Origin of the sequence: Brachybacterium tyrofermentans (genome assembly GCF_039526165.1) — a bacterium.
GTDB lineage: Bacteria > Actinomycetota > Actinomycetes > Actinomycetales > Dermabacteraceae > Brachybacterium > Brachybacterium tyrofermentans.
Genome location: NZ_BAAAIR010000025.1, coordinates 106,642 through 128,141, shown reverse-complemented (window position 1 = coordinate 128,141; position 21,500 = coordinate 106,642). Strand labels below are relative to the sequence as shown.

Below are 21,500 nucleotides of genomic sequence, written 5' to 3'. Positions count from 1 at the left end.
GTCGATGGGCTCCTGCGGGGTGAGCGGCTGTCCAGAGGAAACCGCTCAGGGCATCAGAGGCCGAGCTCGGCCTCGAATGCCCCGTCCTCGAGGCGCTTCTTCATGAAGGTGAGGAAGCGTGCCGCGTCGCCGCCGTCGACCAGGCGGTGGTCGTAGGACAGGAACAGGTACATCATCGAGCGGATCGCGATGGAGTCATCGCCCTCGGCGTTCTGCACGACCGCCGGGCGCTTGGTGATGGTGCCGCAGCCCAGGATGCCGACCTGCGGGCTCGGCACGATCGGCGTATCCCAGAGGGCGCCGCCCGACCCGGTGTTGGTGATCGTGAAGGTCGCACCCTGCAGATCGTCCGGCGTGAGCTTGTTGCCCTTGGCCCGGGAGCCGAGGTCACCGATCTGGCGGGCCAGGCCTGCCAGGTTCAAGTCGCCGGCGTTCTTGATGACCGGGACCACGAGGCCGCGCTCGGTGTCCGCCGCCATGCCGATGTTCTCGGAGGCCGCGTACTTGATGGTCTCCTCATCGATCGAGGCGTTGACCTTCGGGTACGTCTTCAGAGCCTCGACGGCCGCCTGCATGATGAACGGCAGGAAGGTGAGCTTGGCACCCTCTCGCTGGGCGAAGGGCTCCTTCGCCGAGGCGCGCAGCTTCGCGATACGGGTCATGTCGACCTCGACCGCGGTGGTCAGCTGAGCCTGCCCGTGCAGCGACTCCATCATCCGCTTGGCCGTGACCTTGCGGATGCGGCTCATCTTCTCCTCGGTGCCGCGCAGCGGGGAGACCTCGACCTTGGCAGGTGCCGCTGCCACGGCGGGGGCGCCGGCAGCAGCCGGAGCAGGGGCCGACGCAGCGGCCTTCTGCGCATCGATCGCCTTCTGCACGTCCTGCTTGCGGATACGGCCACCCAGACCGGTGCCCGCGACGGAGGACAGGTCGACGCCGGCATCGGCGGCCATCTTCCGCACCAGCGGGGTCACATAGCCGGATGCCTCGGCGCCGGTGACGGAGTCGGCAGCCTTGGGTGCCGGGGCAGCAGCGGGAGCGGACGGCTCCTGGGACGTCTGCTCCGGTGCCTTCGGAGCCACGGTCTTCTCGCTCGCTGCGGGCTTCTCCGCCGGCTTCTCAGCGGGCTTGTCCTCGGACGTGGGCTCCTCGGCCGGCTTCTCCTCGGGCTCGGGGGCCGGGGCGGCGGGCTTCTCCGCCGGAGCGGAAGCCCCGGAGGAGTCGCCGACGACGGCCAGCACGGAACCGACCTCGGCATCCTCGTCCTCCTGGACGCGGATCTCGAGCACGGTGCCCGCGACGGGCGAGGGGATCTCGGTGTCGACCTTGTCGGTCGAGACCTCGAGCAGGGGCTCGTCGACCTCGACGGTGTCGCCGACGGCCTTGAGCCAGCGGGTGACGGTGCCCTCGGTGACGGACTCGCCCAGAGCCGGCATCGTGACGTCCTGTCCGGAGGCCGCGCCCCCGGCGGTCCCGGACTCGGCGCCGGCATCGGCGGGCTTCTCGTCCTCGCCGGCGGGTGCTTCCTCGTCGGTGGACGGTGCGGTGGTCTCGTCGGAGGCGAGGTCCTCACCGCTGTCGGAGGGCTCGTCCTGCTGGGCCTCGGACTCTCCGGCGTCGGCCCCGGAGTCGTCGGAGGACGACCCCTCGGAACCGGACCCATCGCCGATGAGGACGAGATCGGCGCCGACCTCGGCGTCCTCGTCCTCCTCGACCAGGATCTTCTCGATCGTGCCCGCGACGGGCGAGGGGATCTCGGTGTCGACCTTGTCGGTCGAGACCTCGAGTAGGGGCTCGTCGACCTCGACGGTGTCGCCGACGGCCTTGAGCCAGCGGGTGACGGTGCCCTCGGTGACGGACTCGCCGAGAGCCGGCATCTTCACGGTTTCAGACATGGGGATTCTCCTCTGGGGGACTCAGGCGTGTGCGTGCAGCGGCTTGCCGGCGAGGGCGAGGGCGGCCTCGCCCATGGCCTCGTGCTGCGAGGGGTGGCCGTGGATCAGCGAGGCGACATCCTCGGGGTAGGCCTCCCAGTTCACCATCAGCAGCGCCTCGCCCATGAGCTCGGAGGTGCGGGCCCCGATCATGTGCACGCCGATGATGGGCCCGTCCTTCTCGCGGATGAGCTTGATGAAGCCGGTGGTGCCGAGGATCTGCGACTTGCCGTTGCCGCCGAGGTTGTACTCGTAGGACTCGACGCCCTCCTCGCCGAACTGCTCCTTGGCCTGCTTCTCGCTGAGGCCGACGGAACCGATCTCCGGCTCGCAGTAGGTGATGCGCTCGATGCCGGACTCGACGATCGGGGCGGGATTCTGGCCGGCGATGCGCTCGGCGGCGAAGATGCCCTGCGCGAAGCCGCGGTGGGCCAGCTGCAGGCCGGGGACGATGTCGCCGACGGCGTAGATGCCGGGGACGTTGGTCTCCAGGGTCTCCTTGTTCGCGAGCACGAAACCGCGATCCATCTCGATGCCCTGGTCCTCGTAGCCGAGGCCCGAGGTGTTCGGGCCGCGACCGACGGCGACCAGCAGGTAGTCGCCCTCGAGGACCTTGCCGTCGGCGAGGGTGACCGTCACGCCGCTGTCGTTCTGCTCGGCCTTCTCGGTGAAGACACCGAGCGAGTAGGCGATGCCGCGCTTCTTGAACGCGCGCTCGAGCGCCTTGGAGATCGACTCGTCCTCGTTGGCGACCAGGTGGGGGAGGCCCTCGACAATGGTCACCGACTCCGCCCCGAGGGACTTCCAGATCGAGGCGAACTCGACGCCGATGACGCCGCCGCCCAGGATGATCGGGTTCTTCGGGACCTCGGGCAGCTGCAGAGCCGTCTCGGAGTCCAGGAAGCGACCACCCAGGTCGATGCCGGGGATCGACTTCGAGAAGGACCCGGAGGCCAGGATGATGTTCTTGGCGGTGAGCTCGCGCGTCCCGCCGTCCGTCTCGACCGAGACCGTCTTCGGCCCGCTGAGGCGGCCGAAGCCCTCGACGTACTCGACCTTCGAGGACTTCACGAGTCCCTGCAGTCCCTTGTAGAGGCGCGAGACGATCTTGTCCTTGAAGCCGAGGACCTTCTCGGCATCGATGGAGTTCAAGGTGAGGTCCAGGCCGACGGCCTTGGCCTCGGACGGGGCGTCGGCGAGCTCGCCGACGTGCAGCATGGCCTTCGTCGGGACGCAGCCTCGGTGCAGGCAGGTGCCGCCGAGCTTGTCCTTCTCCACGAGGGCGATCTTCTGGCCGAGCTGGGCTCCGCGCAGCGCGGCCGCATAGCCGCCGCTGCCACCGCCCAGGATCACGACGTCGAACTGGTCAGTGGATGTGTCAGCCACCTGTGTGCTCCTCGGTGTGTACGTTTCTCCGCAGCACGCGCTGACCCTGATGGCCGACGGCGCCGCCTGCGTGTCCCATGCTAGGCCACGAGGCGGCGCCGACAGGCCCGCTCCACGGGATGTTCCATGCCGTGGCGCGGCGAGGATCACTCGCCGGAGGCCGCCGCGCGGTCCTCGAGCACCTGCAGGACCGTGCGCACGCTCATACCGGTCGCACCCTTGCCCATGTACCCCAGGGGGGCGGAGGCGAAGCCGGGGCCCGCGATGTCCAGGTGGGCCCACTCGGTCTCGCCCACGAACTCCTGCAGGAAGACGCCCGCGGAGAGCGCTCCGCCGGGACGGTCCCCGATGTTCCGGAGGTCCGCGACGCGGCCGGTGAGATCAGCGCGCAGCTCCGCCGGGAAGGGCAGCGGCCAGAAGGGCTCTCCGGTGGTGCCGGAGGCCGTCATGACCACGTCGCGTCCGAGCTCGGTGCCCATCACCGCGGCGGTGCGCTTGCCCAGCGCCACCACGGCGGCGCCGGTCAGCGTCGCCACGTCCATCACCAGATCCGGCTTCTCAGCCACGGCGTCGACCAGGGCGTCGGCCATGACCATACGTCCCTCGGCGTCGGTGTTGAGCACCTCGACCGTCTTCCCGTTACGCATGGTGACCACGTCACCGGGGCGCTGGGCACCGCCACCGGGCATGTTCTCGGCGATCGCGAGATAGGTGGTGACCTTGACGTCGAGGCCGAGCCTGGCGGCGCCGATGGTCGCGCCGAGCACGGTGGCTGCGCCGGTCATGTCAGAGGTCATGTCGTCCATGCCGGCGGCAGGCTTCAGCGAGATGCCGCCGGTGTCGAAGGTGATGCCCTTGCCGACCAGGGCGACGGAGCTGCGGGCGCTCTGGGGGGCGTAGTCGACGCGCACCAGACGCGGCGGACGGGTCGACCCCTGGCCCACACCCACGATGCCGCCGTAGCCGCCGTCGGCGAGCTGCTTCTCGTCGAGCACGGTGACGGTGAGGGGCAGGCCCTCCACGAGCTCCTGGGTGCGGCGCGCGAACTCCTCGGGGTAGAGCAGGTTCGGCGGGGTGTTGACCAGGTCGCGGGTGAGATCGACGATCTCGGAGAGCACGGTGGCGCGCTCGGCGGCGCCCGCTGCCGACTCCTCGGAGCTCAGGGCGGTGACCGCCGTGAGGGCGCCCTTGGGGGCCGGGCCACCGGTGGCGGTCTTGTGTGCGACGAAGGCGTAGGCCCCCAGGGCTGCGCCCTCGAGGGCGGCGGCAAGCTGGTCGGCGGTGCCGCCGGGCAGGGCGATCGCGGCGGAGCCGACGCCGGCCAGAGCTCGGGTCGCCGCGCCGAAGGCGAGACGGAGGTCCTCGGCGGAGGTCGCGGCGAGATCCTCCTCACCGAGACCGACCAGCAGCAGGGAGCCGGCGCCGGTCAGCCCGAAGGACGGGATGCGGTGCACGTCGCCGCGGGCGGCGGAGGGGTCGAGACCGGCGATGGCCTCGGTGATCTCGGGTGCGCCGGGCACGCTCGAGGGGGCGTCGCCCGCTCCGCGGAGGAGGGGCAGGATGAGGACGTCGGCCTCGACGTCGCGCAGGGATGTATCGGTCACTGAAATGGTGGGCATGGTTCTATCGTAGAGGCGGCCCGGACCGGATGTCCGCGCCCCACGGAGCCACGTCGGATCGTCGACGACGGTGCCGTGCGCGCTCACGCGAGCGAGAACACAGGAACAGGACGGGCGGGTCGATGCTGGCACTGAGCATCCTGGTGTCGGTGGTGTGCTCCCTGACGGCACTGCTGGGGATCTACTACGCCGTGCGGGACCTCAGCGCGGATCTGGTCCTCCTCGGTGCCTGCGCACTGGTGGCCCTGGTCTGGGCGATCTTCGGGATCACGCTCGGCCTGCGGGACCTGGGCGGTGGACATCCCGAGGATCGGATCACCCTGTACGGCTATCTCCTCACCGGCTTCGCCATGGTGCTCGGCGGCGGCTGGGTCTCGCTGTGGGAGCGCAGCCGCTGGGGGAGCCTCGTCATCGCCGTCGTCTCGCTCGTGGCCATGGTGCTGCTGATGCGGCTCCATCAGATCTGGCCGGGAGGCTTCGCATGACCGACAGGGACACCCGCAGGGACACCGACCTCGGGACGACAGTCGCCGGCAGCAGCTCGCAGGGCTCCCGCAGCCCCCGCAGCGGGAGCCGTGGATTCGAAGCGGTGCTGATCATCCTCTATGCGCTCTTCGCCACCGCGGCGACGGCCCGCAGCGTGGTCCAGATGCTCCGGGACTTCTCCTTCGCCCCGGTCGCCTATCTGCTGTCCCTGGCCGCCGCGCTCACCTACATCGCCGTGAGCATCGCCCTGGTCAGGGGCGGGAGGCGCTCGCGCATCGCCCTGGTCCTGTGCCTGGTCGAACTCGTGGGCGTGCTGGGCGTGGGCACGCTGAGCCTGCTGGACCCGGCCCTGTTCCCGGACGCCTCCGTCTGGTCGGTGTTCGGCGAGGGCTACGGGTACGTGCCTCTGCTGCTGCCCGTCATCGCCCTGGTCTACCTCCTCCGCGGACGGCACCGCGCGCCGCAGACGGCGGACGACGCCCGCTGACCGCGTACGGTATCCCCGTGACCACGAACGACACCTTGCACGAGAGCACGCACGCCACCACGCGGCGCGGGCCGTACGCGGCCCTTTTCCAGCATGTCCTCAGCCGGCTCGACGCCGAGCAGGCCCACCGTCTCACCGTGAGGTCCCTGCGGCTGGCCCATTCCCTGCCCGGCGGTCCCGCAGCCCTGCGCACGCTCTTCAGGACGCCCGACCCGATGCGGGATCCGCGGCCCGCCCGGCGCGTGCTGGGCGTCGAGCACCGCAGTCCCCTGGGGCTGGCGGCCGGCTTCGACAAGGACGGCGAGATCCCGCTGGCACTGCTGGACATGGGCTTCGGCCACGTCGAGGTGGGCACCGTGACCGCGAAGGCGCAGCCGGGGAACCCGGCCCCGCGCTCCTTCCGGTTGATCCCGGATCGTGCCCTGATCAACCGCATGGGCTTCAACAACCATGGCGCCGGGGCGCTGGCGAAGTCACTCGCCGTCGCGCGCCGCACCGAGCGGGGACAGCGCGCCGTGATCGGCGTGAACATCGGCAAGTCCAAGGTGACCGCCCTCGAGGACGCCGCCGAGGACTACCGCTTCTCGGCCCGCATCCTGGCCCCCTATGCCAGCTATCTGGCAATCAACGTCTCCAGCCCGAACACGCCGGGACTGCGCGACCTGCAGACCGTCGACATGCTCCGACCCATCCTGGAGGCCGTGCTCGACGAGGCCCGCCAGGCGGAGCGCCGTCTGGGTCGCGATCTGCCCGTCCTGGTGAAGATCGCGCCCGACCTGCACGACGACGACGTGCGTGCCGCCGCCGAGCTCGCGACCGAGGTGGGGCTCGCCGGAGTGATCGCCACCAACACGACCATCGCACGGCCGGAGTCGCTGCGGACCGAGCGTGCCCGCATCGAGGCGATCGGCGCGGGGGGACTCTCCGGGCCGATGCTCGGCGATCGCTCGCTCGAGGTGCTCCGGCTCCTGCGCGGGACCCTGCCCGCCGAGTCGGTGATCATCAGCTGCGGGGGAGTCACCACGTCAGCGGACGTCCGCACCCGCCTCGAGGCCGGCGCCGATCTCGTGCAGGGCTACACGGCGATGATCTACGACGGTCCGTCCTGGCCCGGCCGGATGGCACGTGAGCTCGGCCCCCTCTCATGACGCGGTGCGTCCGGACCGTCGGCGGCTCGGCCTAGGCTGGGACCATGGACGAGGATCTCTTCTCGCTCGGCGGAGACGCGCCGGCGCCGCGCACGCTCTCTGATCGCAACGTCGATCACCGGGCGCCCCTGGCCGTCCGCATGCGTCCGCGCACCCTCGAGGAGATCGTCGGGCAGAAGTCCGCGCTCGAGCCCGGAAGCCCGCTGCGCCGCCTGGTCGCGGCCGATGATTCCCGGACCTCACCGAGCTCGGTGATCCTGTGGGGTCCTCCCGGCACCGGCAAGACCACGCTTGCCTATGTGGTGGCGCAGTCGGGGGACCGCGAGTTCGTCGAGGTCTCCGCGGTGCTCGCCGGGGTCAAGGACATCCGTGAGGTCGTGGACCAGGCCCGCTCCCGGCTCCGCACCGTCGGCCGCGAGACCGTCCTGTTCGTCGACGAGGTGCACCGCTTCTCGAAGTCCCAGCAGGACGCCCTGCTGCCCAGCGTGGAGAACCGCTGGGTGACCCTGATCGCCGCGACCACCGAAAACCCGTACTTCTCCGTGATCTCGCCCCTGCTCTCACGCTCCATCGTGCTCACCCTGGAGTCCCTCGAGCGGGCTGATCTCGACACCCTGGTGGATCGTGCACTGGCCGACGACCGCGGGCTCGGAGGGGCCGTCACCCTGACCGACGACGCCCGCGAGGCCCTGCTGCGGCTGGGCGGAGGCGACGCGCGCAAGATCCTCACCTCGCTCGAGGCCGCCGCGGCCGCCGCCCTCATGAAGGAGTCGCGCGAGATCGACGCGGCCGTCCTGGCCCAGGCCGTGAACCGCGCCGCCCTGCGCTACGACCGCGCCGGTGACCAGCACTACGACGTCACCAGCGCCTTCATCAAATCGATGCGCGGCAGCGACGTGGACGCCTCCCTGCACTATCTCGCCCAGATGATCGAGTCGGGGGAGGATCCCCGGTTCATCGCCCGCCGTGTGGTGATCGCCGCCGGCGAAGAGGTGGGGATGGCCGATCCGACCGCGCTGCAGGTCGCGGTCGCCGCGATGCAGGCGGTGCAGATGCTCGGCATGCCGGAGGGCCGGATCCCGCTCGCCCAGGCCGTCGTGCACATCGCGACGGCCCCGAAGTCCAACGCCTCCTACCGGGCCCTGGACGCCGCGATCGCCGACGTGCGCGCCGGCAAGGGGAGCGGGGTGCCCGCCCATCTGCGCGACGCCCACTACGCCGGGGCGAAGAAGCTCGGCCACGGGACCGAGTACCGCTACGCGCACGACGCGCCGCACGGCGTGGTGGCTCAGCAGTACGCGCCGGACGATCTCGTGGGGATGGACTACTACCACCCCACGGGGCACGGCAACGAAGCCCAGACCAGCCGACGGGTCGAAGCGCTGCGACGGATCCTGCGCTCTGCCGAGGGCTCCTGATCGGGCTCGTCGGACGAGGCGGAGCGCCCCTGCGTGAGCCGCTCTGGCGGCCGCTCTGTGGGCCACTCCACAGGAACTCGAGGTCACACCGACGGGTCAGGTCGTTGAGTCGACGCTCGACCTGCGGTAATCTTGGGTGTTGAATCCGCGGCTGCATGACTGGATTCACCACACGAACAAGAGGTATACCTCGTGACCAACGTCACCCGCGCGCGCCGCCAGGCGCGCCTCTCCCGAGCTCTCGGGCTCCCGCTGACCCCGAAGTCGGTCAAGTACTTCGAGAAGCGCCCGTACCCCCCGGGCGAGCACGGCCGTGCTCGCCGTCGGACCGAGTCCGACTACGCCGTGCGCCTGAAGGAAAAGCAGCGCCTGCGTGCTCAGTACGGCATCCGCGAGAAGCAGATGCACCGCGCCTACCTGGACGCCAAGAAGGAGCCGGGTCTGACCGGTGAGAGCATGGTCGAGCTGCTGGAGATGCGTCTCGACGCTCTCGTGCTGCGCTCCGGCTTCGCCCGCACCACGCTGCAGGCCCGTCAGGCCGTCGTGCACCGTCACGTCCTGGTCGACGGCAAGATCGTGGACCGTCCCTCCTTCCGCGTGAAGCCGGGCCAGACCATCCAGATCAAGCCCAAGAGCCAGGCCATGGAGTCGTTCCAGATCGCTGCCGAAGGCGGCAACTCGGACGTCCTGGCCTCGGTCCCCTCGTACCTCTCCGTCGAGCTCTCCGAGCTCAAGTCGCAGCTCGTCGCACGCCCCAAGCGTGCCGAGGTTCCTGTGACCTGCGAGGTCCAGATGGTCGTCGAGTACTACGCGCGCTGACCTCTCCACACTGCGGCGCGAAGGCCCCGGCGGGTGTACTCCGGTACCCTGACCGGGGCCTTCGTGTCCGTTCAGCTCGTCGGGCGGCCCTGTACGCCCTCCCCAGGTTTCCCCGGAAGGACCTCACCAGACCATGCGCACATCCGAGATCCATCGTCGCTGGCTCGACTTCTTCGCGACGAAGCAGCACGAGATCGTCCCCAGCGCCTCGCTGGTGTCCTCCGATCCGTCGATCCTCTTCACGATCGCCGGCATGGTCCCCTTCATCCCGTACATCGTGGGCACCGAGAAGGCCCCGTACGCGCGCGCGGTGAGCGTGCAGAAGTGCATCCGCACCAATGACATCGAGAACGTCGGTCGCACCACGCGCCATGGCACGTTCTTCCAGATGGCCGGGAACTTCTCCTTCGGCGACTACTTCAAGAAGGGTGCCATCGACTTCTCCTGGGAGCTGCTGACCACCCCTCAGGACGACGGCGGGCTCGGCTTCGATCCCGACTCCCTCTGGTTCACGCTGTGGGAGGAGGACGAGGAGTCCTATCAGCACGTCACCGAGGTCATCGGCCTGGACCCCTCGCGCGTCGTGCAGCTGCCGTGGGAGGAGAGCTGCTGGGACACCGGTCAGCCCGGCCCCGCGGGCTCGACGGGCGAGTGGCACGTCGACCGGGGTCCCGAGTACGGGCCCGATGCTCCGAGCGGCCGGGTGCCCGAGTGGCCGGGCAGCCCGGACGCCGAGGATCGCTACATCGAGATCTGGAACCTGGTGTTCGACCAGTTCCTGCGCGGTCCGGGCGCGGGCAAGGACTATCCGCTGCTCGGGGAGCTCGACCAGAAGTCGATCGACACCGGTCTCGGCGTGGAGCGGGTCGCTTACCTGCTCCAAGGCAAGCAGAACATGTACGAGATCGATCAGGTCTTCCCCGTGATCGAGAAGGCCCAGGAGCTCTCCGGTCGCGCCTACGGCGCCGACGAGGAGGACAGCGTGCGGCTGCGCATCGTGGGCGACCACGTGCGCAGCGCGCTGATGCTGGTGGCGGACGGTGTGCGCCCGAGCAACGAGGGCCGCGGCTACGTGCTGCGCCGGATCATCCGCCGTGCGGTGCGCTCCATGCGCCTGCTCGGCTACGCGGACCCGTCGATGCCCCATCTGCTGCCGATCTCCAAGGACGCGATGGTCGAGTCCTACCCGGGGCTCGAGGCGGACTTCGGGCGCATCAGCGAGATCGTCTACGCCGAGGAGGAGGCGTTCCGACGCACCCTCGTCACCGGCACCGCGATCTTCGACCAGTTCGCCGGCGCGGTGAAGACGGAGGGCGGTCGCAGCCTCGCAGGCCCCGATGCCTTCCGCCTCCACGACACCTACGGCTTCCCGATCGACCTCACCCTGGAGATGGCGCAGGAGGTGGGCCTGACCGTCGACGAGGAGGGCTTCCGCACCGCGATGTCCGAGCAGCGTGAGCGCGCCCGGGCCGATGCAGCCTCCAAGAAGTCCGGCCACACCGACACCGCGCTCTACAACCAGCTCCTGGGGGAGCGCGGCGAGGCCGTGCCCTTCGTCGGCTACACCGAGTCGACCCTCTCCACCACGGTCGAGTCCGTCCTCGTGGACGGCGCCCTCGTGGACTCCGTCCAGGCTCCGGCGGACGTCGAGCTCGTCCTCGCTGCGACCCCGTTCTATGCGGAGATGGGCGGCCAGCTGGCCGACCAGGGCCGCATCACGCTGGCCAGCGGCGGCATCGTCGAGGTCGACGACGTCCAGGCCCCGGTCAAGGGTCTGCCGGTCCACCGCGGACGGCTCGTCGAGGGCGAGGTGCACCCCGGCGCGGGCGCGGTCGCCGCGATCGACACGGCCCGTCGCGGCGCGATCGCGCGGGCTCACACCGCCACGCACATGGTCCATCAGTCCCTGCGCGAGGAGCTCGGGGACGGCGCCACCCAGGCCGGCTCGGAGAACTCTCCAGGGCGCATGCGCTTCGACTTCCGGTACGGGCAGGGCGTGCCGCGCAGTGCGCTGGCGCAGATCGAGGGCCGTGTGAACACGCTCCTCCAGGACGAGCTGGCGGTCACCGACCAGCAGATGCCGATCGACGAGGCGCGGGCGCTCGGCGCCCAGGCGCTGTTCGGCGAGAAGTACGGCGATATCGTGCGCGTCGTCTCCATCGGCGGCGACTGGTCGCGCGAGCTGTGCGGCGGCACCCATGTCGACTCCACCGGAGCCATCGGCACCGTCCAGCTCATGGGTGAGGCGTCGATCGGCAGCGGCGTACGTCGCGTGGATGCCCTCGTGGGCCTGTCGGCCTACCGGTTCCAGGCGCAGGAGCATGCGCTGGTCTCCCAGCTCTCGGAGATGCTCAAGGTGGGCTCCGCCGCGGATCTCCCCGAGCGGGTGAAGACGATGACCCAGCGCATGAAGGATATGGAGAAGCAGCTCGCAGCGCTGCGTGGCCAGCAGCTGCAGGCCGAGGCGGGCAAGCTCGCCTCGAGCGCCACGGACGTCGGGGGAGCGCGGCTCCTCGTCCACGACGCCGGCGAGGGCATCGCGGCCGGCGACCTGCGCACCCTGGCGCTGGATCTCCGCACGCGTCTGGGTGAGGACTCGCCCTCCGTCGTGGCCGTCGCCGGGCACGAGGACGGGCGCGCCGCGCTCGTCGTCGCGACCAACGCGGCGGCACGGGACCTGGGCCTGGCCGCCGGGACGCTGCTGCGCACCGCCGCCGAGGCGATGGGCGGCCGCGGCGGCGGCAAGCCCGACATGGCGCAGGGCGGCGGCGGGGAGCCCGCACGGATCCCCGATGCGCTCTCCGCCGTGCGCGGTGCGGTCGCGGCGACCCTCCCCGCATGACCGGGGCCGATGACCGGCACGAGGACCAGGGGCTTCCCCGGGGAGTCCGACTCGGGGTCGACGTCGGCGACGTGCGGGTCGGTCTGGCCCGCAGTGATCTCGACGGCATGATCGCGACACCGGTCGAGACCCTCGACCGGGCGAGCGCGACGCGCCGGGTCGCCGACGAGGCAGCCGAGGCGGACGCCCGTGTGATCATGGTGGGGCTTCCGCGCTCCCTGAACGGCACCGAGGGTCGTGCGGCCGAGAAGGCGCGAGCCTTCGTCGGCGAGCTCTCGGTGCTCCTCGAGGGCAGCGGTCAGGACGTCGAGATCCGCCTGCTCGACGAGCGGCTGACCACGGTCACCGCGCATCAGGCGCTGCATTCCGCAGGCCGGAAGGGGCGCAAGCACCGGAAGGTCGTGGACCAGGTCGCTGCCGTGATGATCCTCCAACAGGCATTGGACATCGAACGGTCCACCGGGCGACGCGCCGGTGAACTCGTCGAGTCGATCTCCGGTCGCACCCCATCAACCGATCAGGAGGACGACGGATGAGCGAGGACGAGAACTACTCGTTCGACGAAGTCGCCGAGCATCAGACCTCCGGTGGCACCCCGCACCGTGGTCGGCGGCGGGCGGAGACGCCCCCGCCGCCGAAGCGCGGGGGGTTCCTGCGTGGTGTCCTCCCCGTGCTGCTCGTGCTCGCCGTGCTCGGAGGCCTCGGTGTCGGCGGGTACGAGGGGTACCGCTGGCTCACGTCGAACGTCACCGTCGAGCAGGAGGCCCCGGAGTTCCCGGGCCCCGGCACGGGCGAGGTGGTCGTCGAGGTCGCCCCCGGGGACACCGGCACGGACATCGCCTCGACGCTCGTCGACAAGGGCGTCATCAAGTCGTCGGGCCCGTTCATCACCCAGTTCTCGAACACCCCGGATGCCGGGACGATCGAGCCCGGGGTCTACCGCGTCAAGAAGGAGATGACCTCCGGTGATGCGCTCGACGCGCTGCTGGACCCGTCGAATCTCGCCGGACACCGGGTGATCATCCCCGAAGGCCTGAACCTCTCCCAGATCTGGCCTCTGCTGTCCGAGGCCTCGGGGATCCCGGTGAAGGACTTCGAGGAGGCCGCGAAGGACTACACCGCCTACGGCATCCCGAAGAACTCGGCCGGGACGCTCGAGGGCTACCTCTGGCCGGGGCGCTATGACATCCCCGAGGAGGCCACCGCCGAAGAGGTCATCCAGATGATGTGGGACAGCATGGAGGAGCAGCTGACCTCCCGCGACATCCCCGAGGAGTCCTGGCACGAGACGCTCACGATCGCCTCGTTGGCCGAGCTCGAGGTGCGGGAGCCTGAGGACTACGGCAAGGTCGTCCGCACGATCCGCAACCGGCTCGAGGGCACGGGCGAGGCGAAGGGCACCCCGATGCCCCTGCAGTTCGACTCCACGGTGCACTACGTCACCGGCAAGGCGGCCAGCGTGGGCACGACCTCGAAGGAGCGCAGCAACGACAGCCCGTACAACACCTATGTCCACACCGGTCTTCCGCCAGGGCCGATCGGGGCCCCGGGCGCAGGGTCGCTGGACGCGGCAACGGATCCGCCGGCCGGCGATTGGCTGTACTTCGTGACGGTGAACACGGACACCGGCGAGACCAAGTTCGCCGCCACCTGGGCGGAGCACGAGGCGAACGTCAAGGAATGGCAGGACTGGGCCGACGCGAAGAAGGGCTGAGCATGAACGACAGGACCATCTGCGTCCCCACGGGGCCGCGCTTCGGGGTGATCGGCTCCCCGGTGCAGCATTCGCTCTCCCCGGTGCTCCATCGCACCGCCTACGAGGTGCTCGGCCTCGACGGGCCGACCTACGACCGCTTCGAGGTGTCCGCCGGTCAGCTCGCCGGCTTCCTGGCCGACGGTCCCGGCCGGGAGCTGTCCGGGGTCAGCGTCACGATGCCCGGCAAGCCCGAGGCCTTCGCCCTCGCCGCGGAGACCGATGCGACGTCCCGTGCGCTCGGCATCTCCAACACCCTGATCCGGCGGGAGGACGGCACCTGGCGCGCCGAGAACCATGACGTGTACGGGATCGTCGCAGCCCTGCGGGATCACGGCGCCCGTGCGCCGCGCACCGGTGCGGTGCTCGGCTCCGGCGCCACGGCGATGAGCGCTGTCGCCTCGCTGCTCGAGCTGGGGGTGCGGGTGATCCTGCTCAGCGCCCGCAGCCCGCACAAGCTCGCTCCTCTCGAGGCTCTCGCCGCCACGGAGAAGGTGTCCGTGCGTCACGTGCCCTGGTCGTCCAGCCAGCTGCTGCTGGATGCCGAGGTGGTCATCAGTGCTCTCGCCGTCGAGGGTGCGCACGCCGTCGCGGAGGAGTGGGAAGGGCGATCGTCGCTGACCGCGCCGACGCTGTTCCTGGACGTGCTCTACGATCCGTGGCCGGCGCCGTTGGCTGCCGTCATCACGGGCCTGGGCGGCGAGGTCGTCGATGGGCTCGAGATGCTCGCCCATCAGGCGGACCAGCAGGTCCGTTCGATGCTGGGCGTGCCGGCCGCCCCCGTCTCCGCGATGCTCCTCGCCGCACGCTCGGAGCTGGCGGGCCGGGGCACGGCGACGAGCGGGGCCTGACGCACGGACCCGCCCGAACCCCCGCTCTCCTCGGAACCGTCGGCGAGGTGCTTGTCCCGAAGGGTAAAGACGCAGTAAAGTCATCGACGTCGACCGGACCCTGTCGACACCGCCGGACGCAGCACGAGGACGTGACCCATGGACCTGGAGCGGGTATTCGCAGACAGCACCGACAGTGTGCTCGGTCGCCGTGCGGAGTCTCCGGAGATGATCGGTCCAGATCTCACCACACCTCTCCTGCGTCGGTGCACGGCCCTGGCCGCGCGAGCTCGCGTGGACCTCCTCTCCGGAGGTCGGCATGATGCCTGCGACGAGCTCGAGCACCTCCTGGTGGCGATCGACGCCTGGGACCGGTCGGGGATCGTGGATCCCGACCCGACGATGGTCGTCCTCGCCGCCGCCGCGCTGCAGGATCTCGGCGAGAGGCTCCCGTCCTCGGTCGCCAGCACGCTGGGCACTCGGATCACCGTGGTCCTGGACCTGCTGCACACCTTGATGGATTCGCGTCGCATCGACGCCCTGGCGTGATTGTCTTCACGTTTCTGCTGGCAGGACGCTTTTCGGTAGACGACCACCGTCTCCTGCGTGCTATATTTCTCGAGTCGCTACGGCGGTCACCTGTCCGGGTGGCGGAATTGGTAGACGCGCTAGCTTGAGGTGCTAGTGCCCGTATTAGGGCGTAGGGGTTCAAGTCCCCTCTCGGACACGGACGAACCCCTTCTGATCGGTGAGAACCGGCAGGAGGGGTTCTTTGTCGTGCGCACGGGACGACGCGCGGTGCGTGGGAAGATCGGTGCATGGTCCATGTCTTCCTCCACGAGCCCGCCATCGCCGGGAACACCGGCAATGCGATCCGGCTCTCCGCCGTCACCGGGGCGCGTCTCCATCTCATCGAACCGCTCGGCTTCGATCTCGAGGATTCCAAGCTGCGACGGGCGGGGCTGGACTATCACGACCTCGCCGACGTCTCGATCCACCCCGATCTCGACCAGGCGCTCGATGCGCTCCCCGGGGCCCGGGTGTTCGCCTTCACCGCGCGCACGGACGTCTCCTACGAGCAGATCGAGTACGCCCGTGACGACGTGCTGCTCTTCGGCACCGAGCCCACCGGCCTGCCGGAGGACGCGATGGCCCATCCCCGCATCACGTCCAGGGTCCGGATCCCGATGCTGCCGGCCCGTCGGTCCCTGAACCTGTCCAACGCGGTCTCGATCGCGGTGTACGAGGCCTGGCGTCAGCTCGGGTTCGACGGGGCCGGCGCATGAGCCGCCCCGACTCCCCGCATCGCAGCTCCCTGCCCGCCCGGCTCGAGCGTCGCAACGCGCTGTTCCAGCAGTGGCAGGCGCTGCTGGGCAACCGGACGAAGCGCACCCGCAGCGGCGAGATGATCGTCCATGGGGTACGCCCGATCAGCCAGGCGATCGCGCACGGCGCGGAGATCCGTGCCCTGCTGTCCGACGGCCGGGAGCGGCCCTCCCGATGGGCTCAGGAGCTGCTGGAGGACCCGCCTGCCCCGGTGGTCGTCCTCGCCTCGGAGCTCATGGCGGAGCTGGGGGAGCGCCAGGAGGGCGCCCCCGAGCTGCTGGCCGTGGTCGCCGTCCCGTCCGATGACCTCAGCCGGCTCGCGCCCTCGCCGACCGCGGTCGTGGTCGTCTTCGACCGCCCGTCGGGCCCGGGCAACATCGGATCCCTCGCCCGGACGGTCGATGCGCTCGGCGCAGAGGGCCTCGTGATCACCGGTCACAGCGCCGATGCCTGGGATCCGGCGGCGATCCGCGCGAGCACCGGGTCGATCTTCGCGGTGCCCGTGGTGCGCCAGGCCTCGCATCGGGAGGTGCTCGCCTGGGTGCAGGAGCAGCGCGAGCAGGGCGTTCCGTGGACCGTTGTCGGCCTGGACGAGGCCGGCGGCTTCGAGCTCGCGCAGACGGATCTGACCGGCCCGGTGCTGATCGTGGTGGGCAACGAGACGATCGGGATGAGCGCCGGCTGGCGCGAGGCCTGCGATGTGATCGCCGAGATCCCGATGGGCGGCAGCGCGTCCTCCCTCAACGCCTCCGTCGCGGGGTCCATCGCTCTGTACGAGGCACGACGCCAACGACGCTGAGGGGGGCGGGGCGGCGCGGACCCGGACGTCACGACCCCGCACCTCAGCCGCCGGTCCCGAGCGCCGCACCGACCAGCGGTGCACCGAGCAGGCCCAGGAACGGGCCGGCCAGCAGGATCGGTCCCACGGCGAAACGCACTCCCGAGCGCCTGGTCGCGAGCATCACGACGCCTCCGGCGAGCCCGCTGATCACCGCGATCCCCAGCAGCGACGCGAGGAGCACCTCGCCGCCGAGCGCCGCGCTCATGAGCACGACCACCGGCAGGGTCTTGGCATCGCCCATCCCCAGCAGCGGCGGGGCGACCAGCGCGAGGAGGATCGCTCCGGCGCCCAGCAGCAGGGCCAGGATCGCGGCCGTACGCAGCGTGCCCCGCGCGGAGGGCAGCAGGACGGCCTCGAGCAGCAGCGCGGCGCTCACCGCGAGGGTCATCCCGCCCACCCAGACGTTGGGCAGGCGATGCTCCCTGCTGTCGATCCAGGCGAGCACCAGCGCTGGCGGCAGATAGACGCCGAGCAGCACGGCGAGGGTGATCACAGGGAGCTCAGGAGGGTTGCCACGGTGCCATTGGACCAGAATCGACGGCCTCGGCGTCGCGAGGGCGGCTCCCTTGTGGACGGAGCCGAGCCCCGATCAGAGCACGGAGACGTGGTCGAGGGTCGATTCGACGCGGAGGATCCGCCGGCGCAGCCACACCTTCTTGCCACCGCCCAGGTAGAGGCGCGTGCGGGCATGCTCCCAGCGGCCGTACTCGGCCTGCTCCGTGAGCACCGCGCGCACCTGCGACACCGAGCTCTCCCGGGGGACCGTGATGATCTGGAACTCGTAGTCCTCCGCACGGCGCCCGCGTTCGAGCGGGAGGTCCCGCAGACCTCGCGGATCGCGCACGTGCTCGATACGTGCGGCCAAGGGCTTGTGGAGTCCGGACAACGAGATCCTCCTGTGATCGATGATCTGGCGGGACGAACGGGTCCACGATCCTGCCGCCACGGGGACGATATCGGACCGGGGACCTTGTGCTTCCTCTGTCCATTCTGCCGTCGGACGGGGTACCGTCCAAGCATGAACACGGATCCTCGCTCCGCTCTTGCTGCGCTGATCGCTGCCCTCGAACGACACTACGAGGCGGCCTCCGCCTCCCGCGGTGACGACGATCCTGCCCTGGACGCCGCCACCGAACAGCTGACCACTGCCTTCGATGCGTACGACGATGCCCTCTTCGACGCCTACGACATCGCCACGCCCCTGATCGTCTTCGACGCCGACGATGAGGACGACGACGATGACGACGACTTCGACGACCTCGATGACCTCGACGAGTACGAGGACGACGATGACGATGACGATGACGATGACGACAGCGATGAGGACGACGACGGGGACGATTACGAGGACAACGGCACCGGACGCTGACCTCGTGCTCTGAACCTGCACGTCATCTTCACCACTGGCTCCCACGCGGCGCCGGGCTCGACGCCCGGCGCCGCGTAGTCTGTCCGGGGCCGATGAGCGCGGATGAGCGCGTCGGGCCACCCCGATCGATAGCCGTCCCCGAGGAGTGTCCATGTCGTTCATCGAGGCGATCGTCCTGGGCCTGGTCCAGGGACTGACCGAATTCCTGCCGATCTCCTCGAGCGCGCATGTGCGCGTGGTCGGCGAGCTGATGGCCCCGGGCCAGGACCCGGGTGCCGCCTTCACGGCGATCATCCAGCTCGGCACCGAAACCGCTGTCCTGATCTACTTCTGGAAGGACATCACGCGGATCATCGGCAAGTGGTTCAAGGCCCTTGCCCGCAAGGTCCCGCAGTCCGATCCCGACGTGCGGATGGGCTGGCTGGTGATCCTGGGATCGATCCCGATCGGCGTCCTCGGCCTGCTGTTCGAGAGCCAGATCGACCATTCCCTGCGCAACCTCTACATCACCGCCACCATGCTGATCGTCTTCGGCATCCTGCTGGGGTTCGCGGACCGCATCGCGCCCCAGCGCAAGGAGCTCAAGGACCTCACGCTCCGCGACGGCATCCTCTTCGGCCTCGCCCAGGCCCTCGCCCTGATCCCCGGGGTCTCCCGTTCCGGCGGGACCATCACGGCCGGCCTGCTGCTGGGCTTCACCCGCCAGGCGGCCGCCCGCTACGCCTTCCTGCTCGCCGTCCCGGCCGTGTTCGCCTCCGGTCTGTACAAGGCCGCGAAGGAGGTGCCGGCGCTGCTGGGCGCCGATGGTCGCGCCGCCGCCGCGGCCGCCGGAGAGCCCTCCCTGATGGCGATTATCGTGGCCACGGTGGTGGCCTTCGCCGTCGGCTTCGCGATGATCGCCTGGTTCATGCGCATCATCGAGAACCACTCCTACCTGATGTTCGTGGTCTACCGGGTCGTCGCCGGTCTGCTGCTGCTGGGCCTCCTCTGGTTCGGGGCGGTGGACCCGCTCGGCGGCGCCTGAGACCCGTCCCACCCTCGTCATCCGCCCTGTTCCGGGACCGTATGATCGAACAGTGGAATCTTGGATCTCTCCGTCGCTCTCGCCCCTTCCTGCCTCCGGTGTGCCGCTGAAGCTGCACGACACCCGGACCGGTCGAGTGGCCCCTCTGGTGCCGATCACCCCCGGCCGCGCCCGTCTGTACGTCTGCGGCATCACGCCGTACGACGCGACCCACCTGGGGCATGCGGCCACGTACCACGCGGCGGACCTCATGCGCCGGGCGCTGGCGGACACCGGTCTCGAGGTCGAGGTCGCGCAGAACATCACCGACGTCGACGACCCGCTGCTGGAGCGGGCCGACCGTGACGGCGTGGACTGGCGGGAGCTCGCCGCCTCGCAGACAGACCTGTTCGCCGAGGACATGGAGGCGCTGCGGGTCATCGCTCCGGAGACCTATCTCTCGGTGAGCGAGGCGATGGACGACATCATCGCGACCGTGACCACCCTCCAGGAGCGGGGACGCGCCTATCAGGTCCCGACCCCGGATGCCTCCGGGGAGGACTGGTACCTCGACCTGGGCATCGACGGTGCCCTCGGTGACGTCTCCGGCTGGAGCGAGCAGCAGATGCTCGCGGTCTTCGCCGAGCGCGGGGGCGACCCGGAGCGCGAGGGCAAGCGCGGCCGCTTCGATCCGCTGGTGTGGCGCGCCGAGCGCGAGGGCGAGCCCGCCTGGGACGCCGGCGTGCTGGGGCGCGGGCGTCCCGGCTGGCATGTCGAGTGCGTGTGCATCGCCGAGCACGGTCTCGGCCTGCCCTTCGACATCCAGGCCGGCGGCAGCGATCTGATCTTCCCCCACCATGATCTGAGCGCAGCGCATGCGGTGGCCCTGGGCCGGGGCTTCGCGAACGTCTACACCCACAGCGGCATGGTCGCCCATGAGGGTGAGAAGATGAGCAAGTCGCTCGGCAACCTGGTGTTCGTGCACCGCCTCGTCCGCGAGGGAGTCGACCCGATGGTGATCCGTCTGGTGCTCATGGCGCACCACTACCGGGCCGACTGGGCCTGGTCGGATGACGGGCTCACCCTCGCGGCGAGCCGCCTGGAGAGCTATCGTCTCGCCGCCTCCCGCGGTGGTCATCACCCGCGGACCGTCGAGGCCCTGCGCGCCGCTCTCCGCGATGATCTGGACACCCCGACGGCTCTCGCCGTGCTCGACGGATGGGCCGCCTCGCAGGAGTCGGACGCAGCACCCGGATCACCGGAGGCCGCATCGGGCCCCGGCGACGTCCTGGCCGCCGCCGACGCGCTGTTCGGTCTCGATCTGCGCGGCTGAACCGGCCGGCGCAGCTAAACCGGCCGGTGCCGCGCGGCGCACTGCCCCGGGCCGTTCCGTCCGCGGACTCAGTCCGTCTCGCGCCGGCGGCGCAGGAACTGCTCGAACTCCTTGGCGATCGCGTCGCCGCTCGCCTCGGGGAGATCCGCGGCATCCTGAGCGCGCTCGAGGCGGCGCACGTAGTCGGCGACGTCCTCGTCCGTGCGGGCGAGCTCGTCAACTCCCCGCTCCCAGGCCTCGGACTCCTCGAGCAGCTCGTCGATCGGGATCGGTGCGCTGACCAGCGACTGCACCTCGCGAAGGAGGCCGAGCACGGCCTTCGGCGATGGGTTCTGCGAGACGTAGTGGGGGACCTGCACCCACACGTTGGAGGTGCGCAGGCCCGCGCTCGCGGTACGGCGGGCGAGGATCGTCGGGACGCCGACGGGCCCTGAGTACAGCTCGGAGCCCTCCACCGGCTGGGCCGACCCCGGCTCGATCGAGGAGGAGACCGGCAGCGGGCGGCTGTGCGGGGAATCCGCCAGCAGCGCACCGAGCGAGATGACCGAGCTCACGTCCAGCGCCTGCATCTGCTCGAGCACCTCGTCGCAGAAGCGCTTCCAGTGCAGGGACGGCTCGGGACCGAGGACCGTCACGATCTCCGGCCCGCGCGGCGGCTGCACGATCCGCAGCTCGGTGTCGGGCCAGTCGAGCACCCGCAGCCCGTCCTCGTCGGTACGGACCTCGGGCCGGTTGACCTGGAAGTCGATGTACTCCTCGGCATCGACCGCGCCGGCCGGTCGTGACGGCCACACCTCGAGCAGATGCTCGATCACCCCGCTGGCGGCCTCTCCCGCGTCGTTCCATCCGCTGAAAGCCGTGATGGCGATTCGACTCATCCCTCCATCATAGGCTCCATGGCGGCTT

General features: G+C 70.2%; 21 protein-coding genes and 1 tRNA gene. 16 read left to right on the top strand and 6 right to left on the bottom strand.

All coding sequences use genetic code 11. From position 1 onward, the window contains the following. Window positions 1–53 precede the first annotated feature (53 nt). The 3 genes from sucB to ABD093_RS04890 all read right to left on the bottom strand — a co-directional run bounded on the left by sucB (window position 54) and on the right by ABD093_RS04890 (window position 4,939). On the bottom strand, window positions 54–1,895 hold the full coding sequence (gene sucB, locus ABD093_RS04900; RefSeq protein ID WP_343922809.1) for a 2-oxoglutarate dehydrogenase, E2 component, dihydrolipoamide succinyltransferase: 1,842 nt from the start codon (window positions 1,893–1,895) through the stop codon (window positions 54–56). A gap of 21 nt (window positions 1,896–1,916) precedes the next feature. Further along, entirely contained in the window at window positions 1,917–3,320 is a 1,404-nt protein-coding gene (gene lpdA / locus ABD093_RS04895) for a dihydrolipoyl dehydrogenase (protein ID WP_193117108.1), read from the bottom strand. 146 nt (window positions 3,321–3,466) lie between these two features. Next, window positions 3,467–4,939, bottom strand: a complete 1,473-nt coding sequence (locus ABD093_RS04890; protein WP_343922807.1) for a leucyl aminopeptidase — start codon at window positions 4,937–4,939, stop codon at window positions 3,467–3,469. A 122-nt stretch (window positions 4,940–5,061) separates the two neighbouring features. On the opposite strand from ABD093_RS04890, the gene ABD093_RS04885 reads away from it, so the two are divergent. The 13 genes from ABD093_RS04885 to ABD093_RS04825 all read left to right on the top strand — a co-directional run bounded on the left by ABD093_RS04885 (window position 5,062) and on the right by ABD093_RS04825 (window position 16,847). Beyond that, window positions 5,062–5,424 (top strand): hypothetical protein, encoded by a 363-nt coding sequence (locus ABD093_RS04885; protein WP_193117110.1) that lies wholly within the window; start codon window positions 5,062–5,064, stop codon window positions 5,422–5,424. Further along, on the top strand, window positions 5,421–5,912 hold the full coding sequence (locus ABD093_RS04880; protein ID WP_226849904.1) for a hypothetical protein: 492 nt from the start codon (window positions 5,421–5,423) through the stop codon (window positions 5,910–5,912). Before ABD093_RS04885 ends, ABD093_RS04880 begins: the two co-directional genes overlap by 4 nt. 17 nt (window positions 5,913–5,929) lie before the next feature. Continuing rightward, window positions 5,930–7,060, top strand: coding sequence for a quinone-dependent dihydroorotate dehydrogenase (locus ABD093_RS04875; protein WP_319021543.1), 1,131 nt, complete (start codon window positions 5,930–5,932; stop codon window positions 7,058–7,060). Window positions 7,061–7,104: 44 nt separating this feature from the next. Beyond that, window positions 7,105–8,478 carry a replication-associated recombination protein A gene (locus tag ABD093_RS04870; RefSeq protein ID WP_343922804.1) on the top strand — a complete coding sequence of 458 codons (1,374 nt, stop codon included), beginning with the start codon at window positions 7,105–7,107 and terminating at the stop codon, window positions 8,476–8,478. Window positions 8,479–8,670: 192 nt separating this feature from the next. Continuing rightward, entirely contained in the window at window positions 8,671–9,297 is a 627-nt protein-coding gene (rpsD, locus tag ABD093_RS04865; protein ID WP_193117112.1) for a 30S ribosomal protein S4, read from the top strand. A 133-nt stretch (window positions 9,298–9,430) separates the two neighbouring features. Then, complete coding sequence (gene alaS, locus ABD093_RS04860) at window positions 9,431–12,139, top strand: alanine--tRNA ligase (RefSeq protein WP_343922801.1); 2,709 nt, start codon at window positions 9,431–9,433, stop codon at window positions 12,137–12,139. After that, window positions 12,136–12,675 (top strand): Holliday junction resolvase RuvX, encoded by a 540-nt coding sequence (gene ruvX / locus ABD093_RS04855; protein WP_343922799.1) that lies wholly within the window; start codon window positions 12,136–12,138, stop codon window positions 12,673–12,675. Before alaS ends, ruvX begins: the two co-directional genes overlap by 4 nt. Next, window positions 12,672–13,853, top strand: a complete 1,182-nt coding sequence (gene mltG, locus ABD093_RS04850; RefSeq protein ID WP_343922797.1) for an endolytic transglycosylase MltG — start codon at window positions 12,672–12,674, stop codon at window positions 13,851–13,853. The genes ruvX and mltG overlap by 4 nt, the downstream gene beginning before the upstream one ends. 2 nt (window positions 13,854–13,855) lie before the next feature. Next, entirely contained in the window at window positions 13,856–14,743 is an 888-nt protein-coding gene (locus tag ABD093_RS04845; RefSeq protein WP_193117116.1) for a shikimate dehydrogenase, read from the top strand. Between the two features lie 207 nt (window positions 14,744–14,950). Further along, on the top strand, window positions 14,951–15,271 hold the full coding sequence (locus tag ABD093_RS04840; protein WP_343922795.1) for a hypothetical protein: 321 nt from the start codon (window positions 14,951–14,953) through the stop codon (window positions 15,269–15,271). 92 nt (window positions 15,272–15,363) lie between these two features. After that, a tRNA-Leu gene (locus tag ABD093_RS04835) sits at window positions 15,364–15,449 on the top strand. Window positions 15,450–15,540: 91 nt separating this feature from the next. Beyond that, window positions 15,541–16,008: a tRNA (cytidine(34)-2'-O)-methyltransferase gene (locus tag ABD093_RS04830; RefSeq protein ID WP_193117118.1), complete on the top strand. Its 468-nt coding sequence runs from the start codon at window positions 15,541–15,543 to the stop codon at window positions 16,006–16,008. Further along, complete coding sequence (locus ABD093_RS04825; RefSeq protein ID WP_193117119.1) at window positions 16,005–16,847, top strand: RNA methyltransferase; 843 nt, start codon at window positions 16,005–16,007, stop codon at window positions 16,845–16,847. The genes ABD093_RS04830 and ABD093_RS04825 overlap by 4 nt, the downstream gene beginning before the upstream one ends. 43 nt (window positions 16,848–16,890) lie before the next feature. Here the strand turns inward: ABD093_RS04825 and ABD093_RS04820 are convergent, their stop codons facing one another. Both ABD093_RS04820 and ABD093_RS04815 read right to left on the bottom strand, forming a co-directional pair. After that, complete coding sequence (locus ABD093_RS04820) at window positions 16,891–17,382, bottom strand: hypothetical protein (RefSeq protein WP_319021544.1); 492 nt, start codon at window positions 17,380–17,382, stop codon at window positions 16,891–16,893. Between the two features lie 96 nt (window positions 17,383–17,478). Continuing rightward, window positions 17,479–17,775 carry a DUF5703 family protein gene (locus ABD093_RS04815; protein WP_226849906.1) on the bottom strand — a complete coding sequence of 99 codons (297 nt, stop codon included), beginning with the start codon at window positions 17,773–17,775 and terminating at the stop codon, window positions 17,479–17,481. A gap of 132 nt (window positions 17,776–17,907) precedes the next feature. On the opposite strand from ABD093_RS04815, the gene ABD093_RS04810 reads away from it, so the two are divergent. The 3 genes from ABD093_RS04810 to mshC all read left to right on the top strand — a co-directional run bounded on the left by ABD093_RS04810 (window position 17,908) and on the right by mshC (window position 20,594). After that, window positions 17,908–18,258 carry a DNA primase gene (locus ABD093_RS04810; protein WP_193117120.1) on the top strand — a complete coding sequence of 117 codons (351 nt, stop codon included), beginning with the start codon at window positions 17,908–17,910 and terminating at the stop codon, window positions 18,256–18,258. A 151-nt stretch (window positions 18,259–18,409) separates the two neighbouring features. After that, complete coding sequence (locus tag ABD093_RS04805; protein ID WP_343922791.1) at window positions 18,410–19,282, top strand: undecaprenyl-diphosphate phosphatase; 873 nt, start codon at window positions 18,410–18,412, stop codon at window positions 19,280–19,282. 52 nt (window positions 19,283–19,334) lie between these two features. Then, window positions 19,335–20,594 (top strand): cysteine--1-D-myo-inosityl 2-amino-2-deoxy-alpha-D-glucopyranoside ligase, encoded by a 1,260-nt coding sequence (mshC, locus tag ABD093_RS04800; RefSeq protein ID WP_343922790.1) that lies wholly within the window; start codon window positions 19,335–19,337, stop codon window positions 20,592–20,594. A gap of 68 nt (window positions 20,595–20,662) precedes the next feature. Here the strand turns inward: mshC and ABD093_RS04795 are convergent, their stop codons facing one another. Next, window positions 20,663–21,472, bottom strand: a complete 810-nt coding sequence (locus ABD093_RS04795) for a PAC2 family protein (protein WP_343922788.1) — start codon at window positions 21,470–21,472, stop codon at window positions 20,663–20,665. Window positions 21,473–21,500 lie beyond the last annotated feature (28 nt).